The organism is Prevotella falsenii DSM 22864 = JCM 15124, from assembly GCF_000613945.1.
In the GTDB taxonomy this organism is placed as follows: Bacteria; Bacteroidota; Bacteroidia; order Bacteroidales; family Bacteroidaceae; genus Prevotella; species Prevotella falsenii.
Window position 1 is genome coordinate 86,824 of sequence record NZ_BAJY01000008.1, and the last position, 13,504, is coordinate 100,327.

The window sequence follows — 13,504 nt, forward strand, 5'->3', positions numbered from 1 at the left end:
TAGGAGACAGTAAGAATTATGGGATTTATCATTAAACCGGTGGTCACCGAAAAGATGAACACTGTTACAGAAAAATCTTCTGTTGACAAAACAATTAAAGCTGCAAACGAAAAGTCAGCTAAGGCACACAATGCAACAGCTGAAACTCGTAGCTATGTTGTTAAGAACAAGCGTCATCCTGAAGGTTTAAAGAAGGAAAAGACAGTTTATTCTTATGTTAAGCCTGCACAGCCAAAGTATGGCTTCATTGTAAAGCCGGAGGCTAATAAGCTTGAGATTAAGAAAGAAATTGAAAGCTTGTATAATGTTACAGTTCTTGATGTGAACACTATTCGTTATGCCGGGAAACGCCAATCACGCTATACCAAGGCCGGACTTGTGAAAGGTCAGAAGAACGCATTCAAGAAAGCAATTGTAACAATTAAGGCAGGCGAAGAAATTGATTTTTACAGCAATATTTAAATAAAAAATGGCAGTACGTAAATTAAAACCGGTTACACCGGGACAAAGACACAAGATTATTGGCACGTTCGAGGATATTACTGCATCCGTGCCAGAGAAGTCTCTCGTTTACGGTAAGCGTTCTACCGGTGGTCGAAACAACACTGGTAAAATGACAGTTCGCTATATGGGCGGAGGTCATAAAAGAAAGCTTCGTTTCATCGACTTCAAACGAGAGAAAGATGGTGTTCCAGCTGTAGTAAAGACAATCGAGTACGATCCGAATAGATCTGCTCGTATTGCCTTGTTGTACTATGCTGATGGTGAAAAACGTTACATTATTGCTCCTAACGGACTGCAGGTTGGTGCACAACTGATGTCAGGTGCTGAGGCTGCACCTGAAGTTGGTAATACACTACCACTTGCAAATATTCCTGTAGGTACTGTAATTCATAACATCGAATTACGTCCGGGACAGGGTGCATTGCTCGTTCGTTCGGCTGGTAACTTTGCTCAGCTTACTTCTCGTGAAGGCAGTTATTGTGTTATTAAGCTACCTTCTGGCGAAACACGCCAGATTCTTTCAGCTTGTAAAGCTACTATCGGTAGTGTTGGTAATTCTGACCATGCACTCGAACAGTCCGGAAAGGCTGGACGTTCACGCTGGTTGGGACGTCGTCCACACAACCGTGGTGTTGTTATGAACCCTGTTGATCACCCAATGGGTGGTGGTGAAGGACGTCAGTCTGGTGGACACCCACGTTCACGCAAGGGCTTGTATGCTAAGGGTCTTAAGACTCGCGCACCTAAGAAGCTTTCAAACAAGTATATTATTGAGAGAGCTAACAAGAAGTAAACAAAGTAATTAAGAGTAAATTATGAGTCGTTCATTAAAAAAAGGTCCATACATCAACGTATCACTCGAGAAGAAAATTCTCGCTATGAATGAGAGTGGTAAGAAGAATGTTGTAAAAACATGGGCCAGAGCATCAATGATTTCCCCAGATTTTGTGGGTCACACTGTTGCAGTTCATAACGGAAATAAATTTATCCCTGTTTACATTACTGAGAACATGGTAGGTCACAAGCTCGGAGAGTTCAGCCCTACACGCCGTTTTGGTGGGCACTCTGGTAATAGAAAGTAACAGGTCATAACCCTTAGAAAAGATAAATATAATGGGAGCAAGAAAACATATAAAGGCTGAGGAACGTAAACAAGCCCTCAAAAGCCAGTATTTTGCAAAGCTCAAGGACTGCCCTTCTTCTCCACGTAAAATGCGCTACGTTGTAGATATGGTGCGTGGAATGGAAGTAAATCGTGCCTTAGGCGTACTAAGGTTCTCAAAGAAGGCAGCTGCTCAGAATGTTGAGAAACTTTTGCGTTCAGCTATTGCTAACTGGGAAACAAAGAATGACCGCAAAGCTGAAGACGGTGAACTTTATATCTCTAGAATCTTCGTTGATGAAGGTGTTACAATGAAGCGTATGCGTCCTGCACCACAGGGTCGCGGCTACAGAATTCGCAAACGTTCTAACCACGTCACCCTTTTCGTAGATTCAAAGGCTGACGCTAACAATGATAAATAGATAGTAGAATGGGACAGAAAGTTAATCCAATAAGCAACCGTTTAGGTATTATCCGCGGTTGGGAATCAAATTGGTTCGGTGGTAAGGATTTCGGAGATAACCTCTTGGAGGATAAGAAAATCCGTACATACTTGAACAAGCGTCTCGAAAAGGCAAGCGTTTCACGTATTGTTATCGAGCGTACATTGAAACTCGTTACCATCACTATTTGCACAGCCCGTCCAGGTATTGTCATTGGTAAAGGTGGTCAGGACGTTGATAAGCTCAAAGAAGAATTGAAAAATCTTTTCAAGAAAGAAATTCAAATCAATATCTTTGAAGTGAAGAAACCTGAACTTGATGCAAATATTGTAGCTACTAACATCGCACGTCAGGTAGAAGGCAAGGTAGCATATCGTCGTGCTATCAAGATGGCTGTTGCTAACACAATGCGTGCAGGTGCAGAAGGCATTAAAGTTCAAATTACAGGTCGTCTGAATGGTGCCGAAATGGCACGTAAAGAAATGTTTAAAGAAGGTCGTACTCCTCTTCATACATTTCGTGCAGACATCGATTATTGTCAAACAGAGGCTCTTACAAAGGTTGGTCTCTTGGGTATTAAGGTATGGATTTGCCGTGGTGAGATTTACAACAAGGTAGATTTGACGTCAAACTTTACCCAAGAAAAGAGCAATGGACGCTCAAACAATAGTGGCGCTCGCTCTGGACGTGGTAATCGCAGAAGAAACAATAACCGTTAAAAGTAAAAGCTATCATGTTACAGCCAAAAAGAGTAAAGTATAGAAGACCTCAAGATGGGCGCGGTAATAAAGGAAACGCTCACAGAGGTACGCAGTTAGCTTTTGGTTCCTTTGGTATTAAGACACTTGAGCCAAAGTGGATTGACAGCCGACAGATTGAGGCTGCTCGTATAGCCGTAAACCGCTATATGAACCGTCAAGGTCAAGTCTGGATTAGAATATTCCCTGATAAGCCTATCACTCGCAAACCTGCTGATGTGCGTATGGGTAAGGGTAAAGGAGACCCCGCAGGTTGGGTAGCACCAGTTACCCCAGGTCGTATCCTCTTTGAAGTAGAAGGTGTAAGCTTTGACATAGCTAAAGAGGCACTTCGCCTTGCAGCACAGAAGCTACCTGTAAAGACAAAGTTTGTTGTTAGACGTGATTACGATAAAAACGCTTAAAAGAAGATGAAGATTAAAGAAGTTAAACAACTTGATACCAAGGATTTGGTAGAAAAGATAGAGAATGCTGAAACTGCTCTTGATAAAATGAAGCTGAACCATCAGATTACTCCTCTTGAGAATCCATCACAGATTAAAGCTGCTCGTCGTGATATAGCACGTATGAAAACTGAACTTCGTCAGAGAGAACTTAATAAATAACAATAGTTCAGATGGAAACAAGAAATTTAAGAAAAGTAAGACAGGGTGTCGTAACGAGCAACAAAATGGATAAAACCATTGTTATCGCTGCGAAATTCAAAGAGAAGCACCCTATATATGGTAAGTTTGTCCAGAAGACAAAGAAGTACCATGTTCACGATGAAAAGAACGAGGCCAATATCGGTGATACAGTAATGATTATGGAAACTCGCCCTTTGAGTAGAACAAAAAGATGGAGATTAGTTCAAATAGTAGAAAAAGCTAAGTAATTATGATACAGTCAGAATCAAAACTTACAGTATGTGATAACAGCGGTGCACGTGAGGCAAAATGTATTCGTGTACTTGGTGGTACACGCCGTCGTTATGCAAGTGTTGGTGACGTTATCGTAGTTGCAGTGCAGAACGTCATCCCATCAAGTGATATTAAAAAAGGTGCAGTGTCAAAAGCTTTGATAGTACGCACAAAGAAAGAAATTCGTCGTGCTGATGGCTCATATATTCGTTTCGATGATAATGCTTGCGTATTGCTGAACAACGCTGGCGAACTTCGTGGTAGCCGTATTTTTGGACCTGTAGCTCGTGAGCTTCGTGCAGTGAATATGAAGGTTGTTTCTTTGGCACCTGAGGTTCTTTAATAATTAAAACGAAAAGTAAAATGGCAAAATTCCATATAAAGAAAGACGATCAAGTTATCGTACTTGCTGGCTCTGACAAGGGCAGAAGTGGTAAAGTGCTCAAAGTTCTCGTTGACAAAGAACGCGTACTGATTGAAGGAATCAATATGGTTTCAAAGAGTACAAAGCCGTCTGCAGCAAATCCACAAGGTGGTATTATAAAGCAAGAGGCACCTGTTCACATATCAAATGTTAGTCTTATCGATCCGAAAAGCGGTAAACCAACACGTATCAAGATTGAACGTGAAGGAAAGACTGTGAAGCGCATCGCTAAAAAGTCAGGGGAGGTAATTAAGTAATGAATACAGCAAAATTAAAGAAAGACTATAAAGAGCAAATAGCTCCAGCTTTACAAAAGCAATTCAATTACACTTCTGCAATGCAGATTCCTGTTTTGAAGAAGATAGTTATCAACCAAGGTTTGGGTGATGCAACTCAGGACAAGAAGATTATTGAAGTTGCAATCAATGAGATTACAGCTATCACTGGTCAGAAAGCAGTAGCAACCTATTCAAGGAAAGATATCGCTAACTTCAAACTTCGTAAGAAGATGCCTATTGGTGTTATGGTTACATTGCGTCGTGAACGTATGTATGAGTTTTTGGAAAAGCTTGTACGCGTCTCATTGCCTCGTATCCGTGACTTCAAGGGTATTGAAAGCAAGTTTGATGGTCGTGGTAACTACACATTGGGTGTCACCGAACAGATTATCTTTCCAGAGATAAACATTGATCAAGTGGACCGTATTCAAGGTTTGAATATTACTTTTGTTACATCAGCACAGACTGATGAAGAAGGTTATGCACTCCTTAAGGCATTCGGACTTCCATTCAAGAACGCTAAAAACGATTAAGAGATATGGCAAAAGAATCAATGAAGGCTCGCGAAGTTAAGCGTGCGAAGTTAGTAGCTCGTTACGCAGAGAAACGTGCAGCTTTGAAAAAGATTATCGCTACTACTGCAGACCCTGCTGAAGCATATGAAGCAGCTCGTAAGTTGCAGGCTATTCCTAAGAACGCAAATCCTATTCGCTTGCATAATCGTTGCAAGATAACAGGTCGTCCAAAGGGATATATTCGTCACTTCGGAATTTCTCGTATCCAATTCCGTGAGATGGCATCTCAAGGATTGATACCAGGAGTAAAGAAGGCTAGTTGGTAAATCTAATACTTACGTTATGAGCATAAAAATGCTCATGGCGTAAGATAGTTTAAGCATTTTTTAATATTGTCGGGGAAGTCCCGATTAATTAAACATTTATATTTATGACAGATCCAATAGCAGATTATCTGACAAGACTCAGAAACGCAATCATGGCTCATCACCGTGTTGTTGAAGTTCCTGCGTCTAACTTGAAGAAGTCTATTACTAAGATTCTCTTCGAGAAAGGTTACATCTTGAACTACAAGTTCATTGAAGATGGACCACAGGGAACTATCAAGGTCGCATTGAAGTACGACCCTGTTACAAATCAGAACGCAATCAAGAGTTTGAAGCGCGTTTCATCACCGGGTCTTCGCCAGTATACTGGCTACAAAGACATGCCGAGAGTTATTAACGGACTTGGAATTGCAATTATTTCTACGTCTAAAGGTGTAATGACTAACAAGGAAGCTGCTGCTGAAAAAATTGGCGGTGAGGTTCTTTGCTACATTTATTAATTGGAGGATTTGAAATGTCAAGAATTGGAAAATTACCAATTAGTATTCCTGCTGGAGTTACAATCTCGAAGAAGGACAACGTTGTTACAGTAAAGGGTCCAAAGGGCGAATTATCTCAGTATGTTCATCCTTCTATTAAGGTAAATATAGAAGATGCTCAAATCACTTTTGAAGTTGATGAGCAGCACATCGAAAACTACAAACAGAAGCAAGCTTACCATGGTCTTTATCGTTCACTCGTGAACAATATGGTAGTTGGAGTTAGTGAAGGCTATACAAAGACGCTTGAGTTGGTAGGTGTTGGTTATCGTGTTTCTAATCAAGGTAACTTGGTTGAATTCACACTTGGTTATACACACCCTATCTTCCTGCAACTTCCACAAGAAGTTAAGGTAGAGACAAAGAGTGAACGTAACCAAAATCCAATAATCACTCTTGAATCAGCTGATAAGCAACTGTTAGGTCTTATTTGTGCTAAGATTCGTTCTTTCCGTAAGCCTGAACCATATAAAGGTAAGGGTATCTTGTTCAAGGGAGAGGTTATTCGCAGAAAGTCTGGTAAATCAGCTGCAGCTAAGTAACTTTAATAATTCATTACGATTATGACAACAAAGAAAGAACAAAGAAGACTAAAGATAAAGTTCCACATTCGTAAGAGTGTGAACGGAACTGCAGAGCGTCCACGTTTGAGCGTATTCCGTAGTAATAAGCAAATTTATGCACAGGTTATTAATGATTTAACAGGTACTACACTTGCTGCAGCTTCTTCTGCTGGTCTTGAAAAAATGGCTAAGATAGAGCAAGCTAAGAAAGTTGGTGAACTTGTTGCACAGAAAGCAACAGCAGCCGGTATTCAACAAGTAGTATTTGACCGTAACGGTTATCTTTATCATGGACGTGTACAGGCTTTGGCTGATGGCGCTCGTGAAGGAGGACTTAAATTCTAAACGATTATGGCAATGAATAAAGTAAAAGTAAATAGTGACGTAGAACTAAAAGACCGTTTGGTTGCAATCAACCGCGTGACCAAGGTAACTAAGGGTGGACGTACTTTCACATTTGCGGCTATCGTCGTTGTAGGTGATGGCAAAGGTGTAATCGGTTGGGGACTTGGCAAGGCTGGTGAAGTAACTGCTGCTATACAGAAGGGTACAGATGCTGCAAAGAAGAACCTTGTAAAAGTTTCTGTTCTGAAAGGTACAGTTCCTCACGAAGTTGAGACTCGTTATAGCGGTGCACAAGTACTCCTTAAGCCTGCTGCTGCCGGTACAGGTTTGAAGGCTGGTGGTGCTATGCGTGCTGTATTGGAGAGTGCTGGTATTACCGATGTGATTGCAAAGTCTAAAGGTTCATCAAACCCTCATAACCTTGTAAAGGCAACTATTGCAGCTCTTGCTCAAATGCGTGATGCTTACACTGTTGCTGGTGAGCGTGGTATTAGTATGAACAAAGTTTTTAACGGTTAATTACAGGAGACATAAATAATGGCAACAATAAAGGTAAAGCAAATTAAGAGCCGTATTAACGCTCCTAAAGACCAAAAGGCCACTTTGTTGGCTCTTGGACTTCGTAAAATTTCACAAGTAGTAGAAGTAGAGGATACTCCAAGTATTCGTGGAATGATTCGTAAAGTGCATCATTTGGTATCAGTAATTGATTAATAAATCCTTTAAAGAAAACTAAGGTATGAAATTAAATAATTTGAAACCAGCAGCGGGCTCAACCCACTCTCGTCGTCGTATTGGTCGTGGTACAGGATCTGGACTTGGCGGTACGTCTACCCGTGGTCATAAGGGTGCGAAGTCACGTTCTGGTTATAAGAGAAAGATTGGTTTTGAAGGTGGTCAGATGCCACTTCAGCGCCGTGTTCCAAAGGGTGGTTTCAAGAATATCAATCATAAGGAATACTTTGCCGTAAACTTGTCTACTCTTCAAGAACTTGCTGAGAAGAACAATCTTGCTAAGATTGGATTGGCTGAATTGATTGAAGCTGGTTTGACAAATAGCAAGAAACTCGTTAAGATTCTTGGTAATGGAGAATTAAAGGTGAAGGTAGATATTGAAGCACATGCCTTCTCAAAGACTGCCGAAGAAGCAATTAAGGCAGTAGGTGGTAACACAACTATAATCTAAGTAGATGAAAAAGTTTATTGAGACACTGAAGAACTGTTGGAAGATCGAGGATTTGCGTAAGCGACTCCTCGTGACCATCTTGTTCACAGCCATTTACCGTTTTGGCTCTTTTATAGTACTTCCTGGAATAAACCCAGGTTTGTTGGAAAAACTCCAGTCACAAACAGCTGGCGGTCTAATGTCATTGTTGGACATGTTCTCTGGTGGTGCATTCTCTAAGGCGTCTATTTTTGCTTTAGGAATTATGCCTTATATCTCAGCTTCTATCGTAATGCAGCTCTTGGCTGTAGCGGTGCCTTATTTCCAAAAAATGCAGCGTGAGGGTGAGAGTGGACATAAGAAGATTAATTGGTACACACGTGTGCTGACAATATTTATTTTATTGTTCCAAGCTCCTGCGTATTTGATTAACTTGAAGACACAGGCAGCTGGTGCTTTGGCAACAGGTGTAAACTGGACAGTCTTCATGATATCTGCCTCAATAATCTTGGCTGCTGGGTCAATGTTTATTCTATGGCTCGGTGAGCGCATTACTGATAAAGGTGTAGGAAATGGTATCTCAATCATCATTATGGTGGGCATCATTGCACGTCTTCCACAAGCTTTTTTCCAAGAAGTTAGTAGTCGTTTCACGGCGATTACCAGTGGCGGTCTTGTGATGTTTATTGCTGAGATTATCATTCTTTACTTAGTTGTGTGTGCAGCTATTCTTCTTACACAGGGAACTCGCAAGATTCCTGTACAGTATGCTAAGAAAGTTGTTGGAAATAAGCAGTACGGTGGTGCACGTCAATACATTCCTATGAAATTGTTTGCTGCCAACGTTATGCCTATCATCTTTGCTCAAGCATTGATGTTTATTCCATTGGCTGTCGTTCAGTATTCTACTGATAGTGCAAGTCCTGTACTTCAATCTTTAATGAACACCAAGAGTTTGTTGTATAATTCAATATATGTACTTTTAATAGTTGCATTTACTTACTTTTATACAGCAATTACTCTTAATCCTACTCAAATGGCAGAGGATATGAAGCGTAACAACGGTTTCATTCCTGGTGTTAAGCCTGGCAAGAACACTGCAGAGTATATCGATTCTGTAATGACTCGATTGACAGGTCCTGGTTCTATTTTCATTGCTTTCATTGCAATCATGCCGGCATTGGCAGGTTTGTTGAATGTTCAAGATTCATTTGGTCAGTTTTTTGGTGGAACCTCATTATTGATTCTCGTTGGTGTAGTTATTGATACTCTCCAACAAATAGAGTCTCATTTGATGATGCGCCACTATGATGGTCTTTTGAATTCTGGTCATACAAGAGGCAACGGTACTGTAGCAGCATATTAAATCTTTTTCTTTGAAAATGGGAAATATTTCTTTAAAGAGAAGATGAAATACAAATGTGGTTGGTCAATCTCTGTGTTGGGTAATTCTGCTAAAGGTTGACCACCTTGTTTTTGCATTTACTTGCAAAAGTCCAAAAGCGATAAATATTTTATCTTCATTTGGAGAAGTATAATATTTAACCAAACAAAGTATTTAAGATATGGCAAAACAAACCGCTATAGAGCAAGATGGAACAATTTTAGAAGCACTTTCTAATGCGATGTTCCGTGTAGAGTTGGAAAATGGTGTTGATATTACAGCACATATTTCTGGTAAGATGAGAATGCACTACATCAAGATTCTCCCTGGAGATAAGGTGAAAGTTGAGATGAGTCCATACGACTTGACAAAAGGCAGAATAGTTTTCAGATACAAATAATAAAAACATAAAATGAAGACAAGAGCATCATTAAAGAAACGTACAGCTGACTGCAAAATTGTTCGTCGCAAAGGTCGCCTGTTCGTTATCAACAAGAAAAACCCTAAGTTTAAGTTACGTCAGGGTTAAAAGTTAAAAAAGCGTAAACTTAATGTTGCTTAATAATAAATGAGTAACTTTGCAAAGTTTATCGCAAACAAAAATTTTTAATTAATTACAATCAATGGCAATAAGAATTGTTGGAGTAGATTTGCCCCAAGAAAAGCGTGGCGAAATCGCATTGACTTATATCTATGGTATAGGTCGAAGTAGTTCAGCAAAGATATTGGATATAGCAGGTATTGACCGCAACCTCAAGGTTAGCGAGTGGTCTGATGACCAAGCTGCTAAAATCCGTGAAATTATCGGCGCTGAATTCAAAGTAGAAGGTGATCTCCGTTCAGAGATTCAAATGAACATTAAGCGTCTCATGGATATAGGTTGCTATCGTGGAGTTAGACATCGTAATGGTCTTCCTGTTCGTGGTCAGAGTACTAAGAATAATGCTCGCACCCGTAAGGGAAAGAAGAAGACTGTTGCTAATAAGAAGAAGGCTACTAAGTAAAATTTAGTTGAGAGTTGAAAGTTGCGAGTCTTTTATTGGGCTCATAAACTTAAATACTTAAAGCTTTTAGACTAAAAGAAAATTATGGCAAAAAAAACAGCAACATCTAAGAAAAGAAACGTAAGAGTTGATGCACTTGGTCAGCTTCACGTGCATAGTTCATTTAATAATATTATTGTATCTTTGACAAACAACGAAGGTCAGGTTATTTCATGGTCTTCAGCTGGTAAGATGGGATTCCGTGGTTCAAAGAAGAACACACCTTATGCTGCGCAGATGGCGGCAGAAGATTGTGCTAAAGTTGCTTTCGACCTCGGTTTGCGTAAAGTAAAGGCGTATGTTAAGGGTCCGGGTAACGGTCGTGAGAGTGCAATTCGTGCTGTCAATACTGTTGGTATTCAGGTTACAGAGATTATCGATGTAACTCCACTGCCACACAATGGCTGTCGTCCTCCAAAACGTCGTCGTGTATAATCACATCTTTTAACAATTTAAAGAATCAAATTTAATTATGGCAAGATACATAGGTCCAAAATCTAGAATCGCACGCCGCTTTGGTGAGCCAATCTTCGGCGCAGATAAAGTGTTAGCTAAGAGAAATTTCCCTCCGGGTCAGCACGGTAATAATCGTCGTCGTAAGGTTTCTGAGTATGGTGCTCAGTTGGCTGAAAAGCAAAAGGCTAAATATACATACGGTGTTTTGGAGCGTCAGTTCCGTAATCTGTTCGATCGTGCAGCTAAAGCAAGTGGTATTACAGGTGAGGTGCTTTTGCAGAGTCTTGAGAGTCGTCTTGACAACGTAGTTTATCGCCTTGGTCTTGCACCTACCCGTGCAGCTGCTCGTCAGTTGGTTAGCCACAAGCACATTGTAGTAAATGGTAATGTTGTAAACATTGCTTCTTACGCAGTTAAGGCTGGTGATATTGTAGGTGTTCGCGAAAGAGCGAAGTCTCTTGAAGTAATTGAAGCAGCTTTGGCTGGTTTCAACCACAGCAAATATCCTTGGATAGAATGGGACGAAAACAGCAAGAGTGGTAAATTCCTTCACCAACCGGACCGTGCGGATATTCCAGAGAACATTAAAGAGCAGTTAATCGTTGAGTTGTACTCTAAACAATAAAAATCATTAAATTAATGGCGATATTAGCATTTCAAAAACCTGATAAAGTAGTGATGCTGGAGGCTAACGACCAATTCGGAAAGTTCGAATTTCGTCCGCTTGAGCCTGGCTTTGGAATTACCATTGGTAACTCTTTGCGCCGCATCCTTCTTTCGTCATTAGAAGGTTATGCTATCAACACTATCCGTATAGCTGGTGTTGAGCATGAATTTTCTACAGTTCCTGGCGTAAAGGAAGATGTTACCAACATCATTTTGAATCTCAAGCAAGTTCGATTCAAGCAAGTAGTAGAAGAATTCGAGAATGAGAAAGTTAGTATCACCGTAGAGAATTCAACCGAATTCAAAGCAGGTGATATTGGTAAGTATCTGACTGGATTTGAAGTGTTAAATCCTGATTTGGTGATTTGTCATTTAGACTCAAAAGCTTCAATGCAGATAGATTTGACTATCAACAAGGGACGTGGCTACGTTTCTGCTGAAGAAAATCGTGAATTCTGCACTGATGTAAATGTACTCCCAATCGATTCAATCTACACCCCAATACGCAACGTAAAGTATTCAGTTGAGCCATATCGTGTTGAACAAAAGACCGATTATGACAAACTTGTTATTGAAGTTGCAACAGACGGTTCTATTCACCCTAAGGACGCACTTAAAGAGGCTGCGAAAATCCTTATCTATCACTTCATGTTGTTTTCTGACGAAAAGATTATGTTGGAAAATCCTGATCAGGAAGGCAATCAAGAGTTCGATGAGGAAGTATTGCATATGCGTCAGTTGCTTAAGACCAAGCTTACTGACTCAACCCTCAACCTTAGTGTTCGTGCACTCAATTGCTTGAAGGCAGCTGATGTAGAAACACTTGGCGATCTTGTTCAGTACAACAAGACCGACCTCTTGAAGTTCCGCAACTTTGGTAAGAAATCGCTTTCAGAGCTTGATGATTTGCTCGAGAGTCTGAATCTAACGTTTGGAACCGATATTACAAAGTATAAATTGGACAGAGAATAAGTTAATGTGTGAACTTGCTGTTAGCGAGTTCACAACATTAAAACTATTTTAGTAGTTCACAATAAGAAAAATAAAATGAGACATAATAAAAAATTCAACCATTTAGGTCGTACTGCAAGTCATCGCAGTGCTATGCTTTCAAACATGGCAATCTCTTTGATTAAGCACAAAAGAATCACTACGACCCTCGCAAAGGCTAAGGCTTTGAAGAAGTTCGTTGAGCCTCTTATTACACGTGCAAAAGACGATACAACCAACTCACGTCGTGTTGTGTTCCGTTATTTGCAGGATAAGGAAGCTGTAACCGAATTGTTCAAGGAAATTTCAGTAAAGGTAGGCGACCGTCCGGGTGGTTACACTCGTGTTATCAAACTTGGTTTGCGTAAAGGTGACGCTGCTCCAATAGCTTTTATCGAGTTGGTTGATTACGATGAGAATATGGCTAAGACTCCTAAGGCAGAAGCTAAGAAGACACGTCGTAGCCGTCGTTCTACAAAGAAAGTTGAAGCAGAAGCAGCTGTAACAGAAGCACCTGCAACAGAAAATGCTGCAGAAGAAGCAAAGGCTGAATAAACTTTGTAAACTATATCTTTATAATGTAAGCAGATATATCCTTATGGGTGTATCTGCTTTTTATTTTAGTATAACGTAAGTTTAGGCGTAATGAACATTTGATAGGCAGCAATTCCAGCATAAAAATGTGTATTATTGCTGTCCGGTAAAAACTGATAGAAAGTTCTACAAACCTTTATTTATCGGCGTTACATGCACATATATCCAATAGGGGGCTTACTTTTTGTTTCAAATAGTAACAGTTACTAAAAACTCTTATTTGAAAGAAATTGGGGTGTACATTCCAAATCGAAATGCAATAAACAGCCACGTTTCATAGATTAGAAACTATGAAAAGACCGCAGGTTTGTCCCGTGGCCGGGGCGCGTAGCCCCGAAGAGCGATACCGGCAATACAAAAAAGGAGCCCTTTTTTGTGGACTCCCTAAGATTAATTATCTTTGTATTGTTATGTATAAACAATTAACCTCGGAGCAAAGGTCGCAAATTTTTGCCTTACTCCAAAGAAAAAGTCCAAGAAAAGAGATTGCTCATATTGTGTGCATCAGTT

The 13,504-nt window shown here is 40.2% G+C and carries 26 protein-coding genes and 1 pseudogene; all 27 read left to right on the plus strand.

From position 1 onward, the window contains the following. Positions 1 to 18 precede the first annotated feature (18 nt). Positions 19 to 462 (plus strand): 50S ribosomal protein L23, encoded by a 444-nt coding sequence (gene rplW, locus JCM15124_RS04830; RefSeq protein WP_024998520.1) that lies wholly within the window; start codon positions 19 to 21, stop codon positions 460 to 462. Positions 463 to 469: 7 nt separating this feature from the next. Next, on the plus strand, positions 470 to 1,297 hold the full coding sequence (rplB, locus tag JCM15124_RS04835; RefSeq protein ID WP_024998521.1) for a 50S ribosomal protein L2: 828 nt from the start codon (positions 470 to 472) through the stop codon (positions 1,295 to 1,297). 22 nt (positions 1,298 to 1,319) lie between these two features. After that, complete coding sequence (gene rpsS, locus JCM15124_RS04840; RefSeq protein ID WP_004357807.1) at positions 1,320 to 1,586, plus strand: 30S ribosomal protein S19; 267 nt, start codon at positions 1,320 to 1,322, stop codon at positions 1,584 to 1,586. Positions 1,587 to 1,617: 31 nt separating this feature from the next. Beyond that, complete coding sequence (gene rplV, locus JCM15124_RS04845) at positions 1,618 to 2,028, plus strand: 50S ribosomal protein L22 (protein ID WP_014709539.1); 411 nt, start codon at positions 1,618 to 1,620, stop codon at positions 2,026 to 2,028. Between the two features lie 8 nt (positions 2,029 to 2,036). Further along, positions 2,037 to 2,768: a 30S ribosomal protein S3 gene (rpsC, locus tag JCM15124_RS04850; RefSeq protein ID WP_024998522.1), complete on the plus strand. Its 732-nt coding sequence runs from the start codon at positions 2,037 to 2,039 to the stop codon at positions 2,766 to 2,768. A 14-nt stretch (positions 2,769 to 2,782) separates the two neighbouring features. Beyond that, positions 2,783 to 3,211, plus strand: a complete 429-nt coding sequence (gene rplP, locus JCM15124_RS04855; protein WP_004357794.1) for a 50S ribosomal protein L16 — start codon at positions 2,783 to 2,785, stop codon at positions 3,209 to 3,211. 6 nt (positions 3,212 to 3,217) lie between these two features. Next, positions 3,218 to 3,412, plus strand: coding sequence for a 50S ribosomal protein L29 (gene rpmC, locus JCM15124_RS04860; protein WP_024998523.1), 195 nt, complete (start codon positions 3,218 to 3,220; stop codon positions 3,410 to 3,412). Between the two features lie 11 nt (positions 3,413 to 3,423). Beyond that, complete coding sequence (rpsQ, locus tag JCM15124_RS04865; RefSeq protein WP_024998524.1) at positions 3,424 to 3,681, plus strand: 30S ribosomal protein S17; 258 nt, start codon at positions 3,424 to 3,426, stop codon at positions 3,679 to 3,681. A 2-nt stretch (positions 3,682 to 3,683) separates the two neighbouring features. Next, on the plus strand, positions 3,684 to 4,049 hold the full coding sequence (gene rplN / locus JCM15124_RS04870) for a 50S ribosomal protein L14 (protein WP_014709544.1): 366 nt from the start codon (positions 3,684 to 3,686) through the stop codon (positions 4,047 to 4,049). A gap of 20 nt (positions 4,050 to 4,069) precedes the next feature. Then, a complete protein-coding gene (rplX, locus tag JCM15124_RS04875; RefSeq protein ID WP_024998525.1) occupies positions 4,070 to 4,387 on the plus strand; it encodes a 50S ribosomal protein L24 in 318 nt (105 codons plus the stop codon). After that, entirely contained in the window at positions 4,387 to 4,941 is a 555-nt protein-coding gene (gene rplE / locus JCM15124_RS04880; RefSeq protein ID WP_024998526.1) for a 50S ribosomal protein L5, read from the plus strand. Before rplX ends, rplE begins: the two co-directional genes overlap by 1 nt. Positions 4,942 to 4,946: 5 nt before the next feature. Further along, positions 4,947 to 5,249 carry a 30S ribosomal protein S14 gene (rpsN, locus tag JCM15124_RS04885; RefSeq protein WP_024998527.1) on the plus strand — a complete coding sequence of 101 codons (303 nt, stop codon included), beginning with the start codon at positions 4,947 to 4,949 and terminating at the stop codon, positions 5,247 to 5,249. Positions 5,250 to 5,353: 104 nt separating this feature from the next. Next, on the plus strand, positions 5,354 to 5,749 hold the full coding sequence (gene rpsH / locus JCM15124_RS04890; RefSeq protein WP_024998528.1) for a 30S ribosomal protein S8: 396 nt from the start codon (positions 5,354 to 5,356) through the stop codon (positions 5,747 to 5,749). Positions 5,750 to 5,763: 14 nt separating this feature from the next. Beyond that, positions 5,764 to 6,330, plus strand: coding sequence for a 50S ribosomal protein L6 (gene rplF / locus JCM15124_RS04895; protein WP_024998529.1), 567 nt, complete (start codon positions 5,764 to 5,766; stop codon positions 6,328 to 6,330). A 21-nt stretch (positions 6,331 to 6,351) separates the two neighbouring features. Further along, positions 6,352 to 6,696: a 50S ribosomal protein L18 gene (gene rplR / locus JCM15124_RS04900; protein WP_024998530.1), complete on the plus strand. Its 345-nt coding sequence runs from the start codon at positions 6,352 to 6,354 to the stop codon at positions 6,694 to 6,696. A gap of 6 nt (positions 6,697 to 6,702) precedes the next feature. Beyond that, complete coding sequence (rpsE, locus tag JCM15124_RS04905; RefSeq protein ID WP_024998531.1) at positions 6,703 to 7,215, plus strand: 30S ribosomal protein S5; 513 nt, start codon at positions 6,703 to 6,705, stop codon at positions 7,213 to 7,215. 18 nt (positions 7,216 to 7,233) lie between these two features. After that, positions 7,234 to 7,410 carry a 50S ribosomal protein L30 gene (gene rpmD / locus JCM15124_RS04910; protein ID WP_024998532.1) on the plus strand — a complete coding sequence of 59 codons (177 nt, stop codon included), beginning with the start codon at positions 7,234 to 7,236 and terminating at the stop codon, positions 7,408 to 7,410. A gap of 25 nt (positions 7,411 to 7,435) precedes the next feature. Further along, on the plus strand, positions 7,436 to 7,882 hold the full coding sequence (rplO, locus tag JCM15124_RS04915) for a 50S ribosomal protein L15 (protein WP_024998533.1): 447 nt from the start codon (positions 7,436 to 7,438) through the stop codon (positions 7,880 to 7,882). A gap of 4 nt (positions 7,883 to 7,886) precedes the next feature. Beyond that, positions 7,887 to 9,227: a preprotein translocase subunit SecY gene (gene secY / locus JCM15124_RS04920; RefSeq protein WP_024998534.1), complete on the plus strand. Its 1,341-nt coding sequence runs from the start codon at positions 7,887 to 7,889 to the stop codon at positions 9,225 to 9,227. A 199-nt stretch (positions 9,228 to 9,426) separates the two neighbouring features. Then, on the plus strand, positions 9,427 to 9,645 hold the full coding sequence (gene infA / locus JCM15124_RS04930) for a translation initiation factor IF-1 (protein ID WP_004352768.1): 219 nt from the start codon (positions 9,427 to 9,429) through the stop codon (positions 9,643 to 9,645). Between the two features lie 12 nt (positions 9,646 to 9,657). Further along, positions 9,658 to 9,774 (plus strand): 50S ribosomal protein L36, encoded by a 117-nt coding sequence (rpmJ, locus tag JCM15124_RS14995; RefSeq protein ID WP_004335771.1) that lies wholly within the window; start codon positions 9,658 to 9,660, stop codon positions 9,772 to 9,774. A 94-nt stretch (positions 9,775 to 9,868) separates the two neighbouring features. Beyond that, a complete protein-coding gene (gene rpsM, locus JCM15124_RS04940; protein ID WP_024998535.1) occupies positions 9,869 to 10,249 on the plus strand; it encodes a 30S ribosomal protein S13 in 381 nt (126 codons plus the stop codon). An 84-nt stretch (positions 10,250 to 10,333) separates the two neighbouring features. Next, positions 10,334 to 10,723: a 30S ribosomal protein S11 gene (gene rpsK / locus JCM15124_RS04945; RefSeq protein ID WP_024998536.1), complete on the plus strand. Its 390-nt coding sequence runs from the start codon at positions 10,334 to 10,336 to the stop codon at positions 10,721 to 10,723. 37 nt (positions 10,724 to 10,760) lie between these two features. Beyond that, on the plus strand, positions 10,761 to 11,369 hold the full coding sequence (gene rpsD, locus JCM15124_RS04950; protein WP_024998537.1) for a 30S ribosomal protein S4: 609 nt from the start codon (positions 10,761 to 10,763) through the stop codon (positions 11,367 to 11,369). A gap of 14 nt (positions 11,370 to 11,383) precedes the next feature. Further along, positions 11,384 to 12,382, plus strand: a complete 999-nt coding sequence (locus JCM15124_RS04955) for a DNA-directed RNA polymerase subunit alpha (RefSeq protein ID WP_024998538.1) — start codon at positions 11,384 to 11,386, stop codon at positions 12,380 to 12,382. Between the two features lie 75 nt (positions 12,383 to 12,457). Then, a complete protein-coding gene (gene rplQ / locus JCM15124_RS04960) occupies positions 12,458 to 12,955 on the plus strand; it encodes a 50S ribosomal protein L17 (RefSeq protein WP_024998539.1) in 498 nt (165 codons plus the stop codon). Positions 12,956 to 13,284: 329 nt separating this feature from the next. Next, positions 13,285 to 13,504, plus strand: a pseudogene (locus JCM15124_RS16475) (hypothetical protein); the annotation flags it as partial.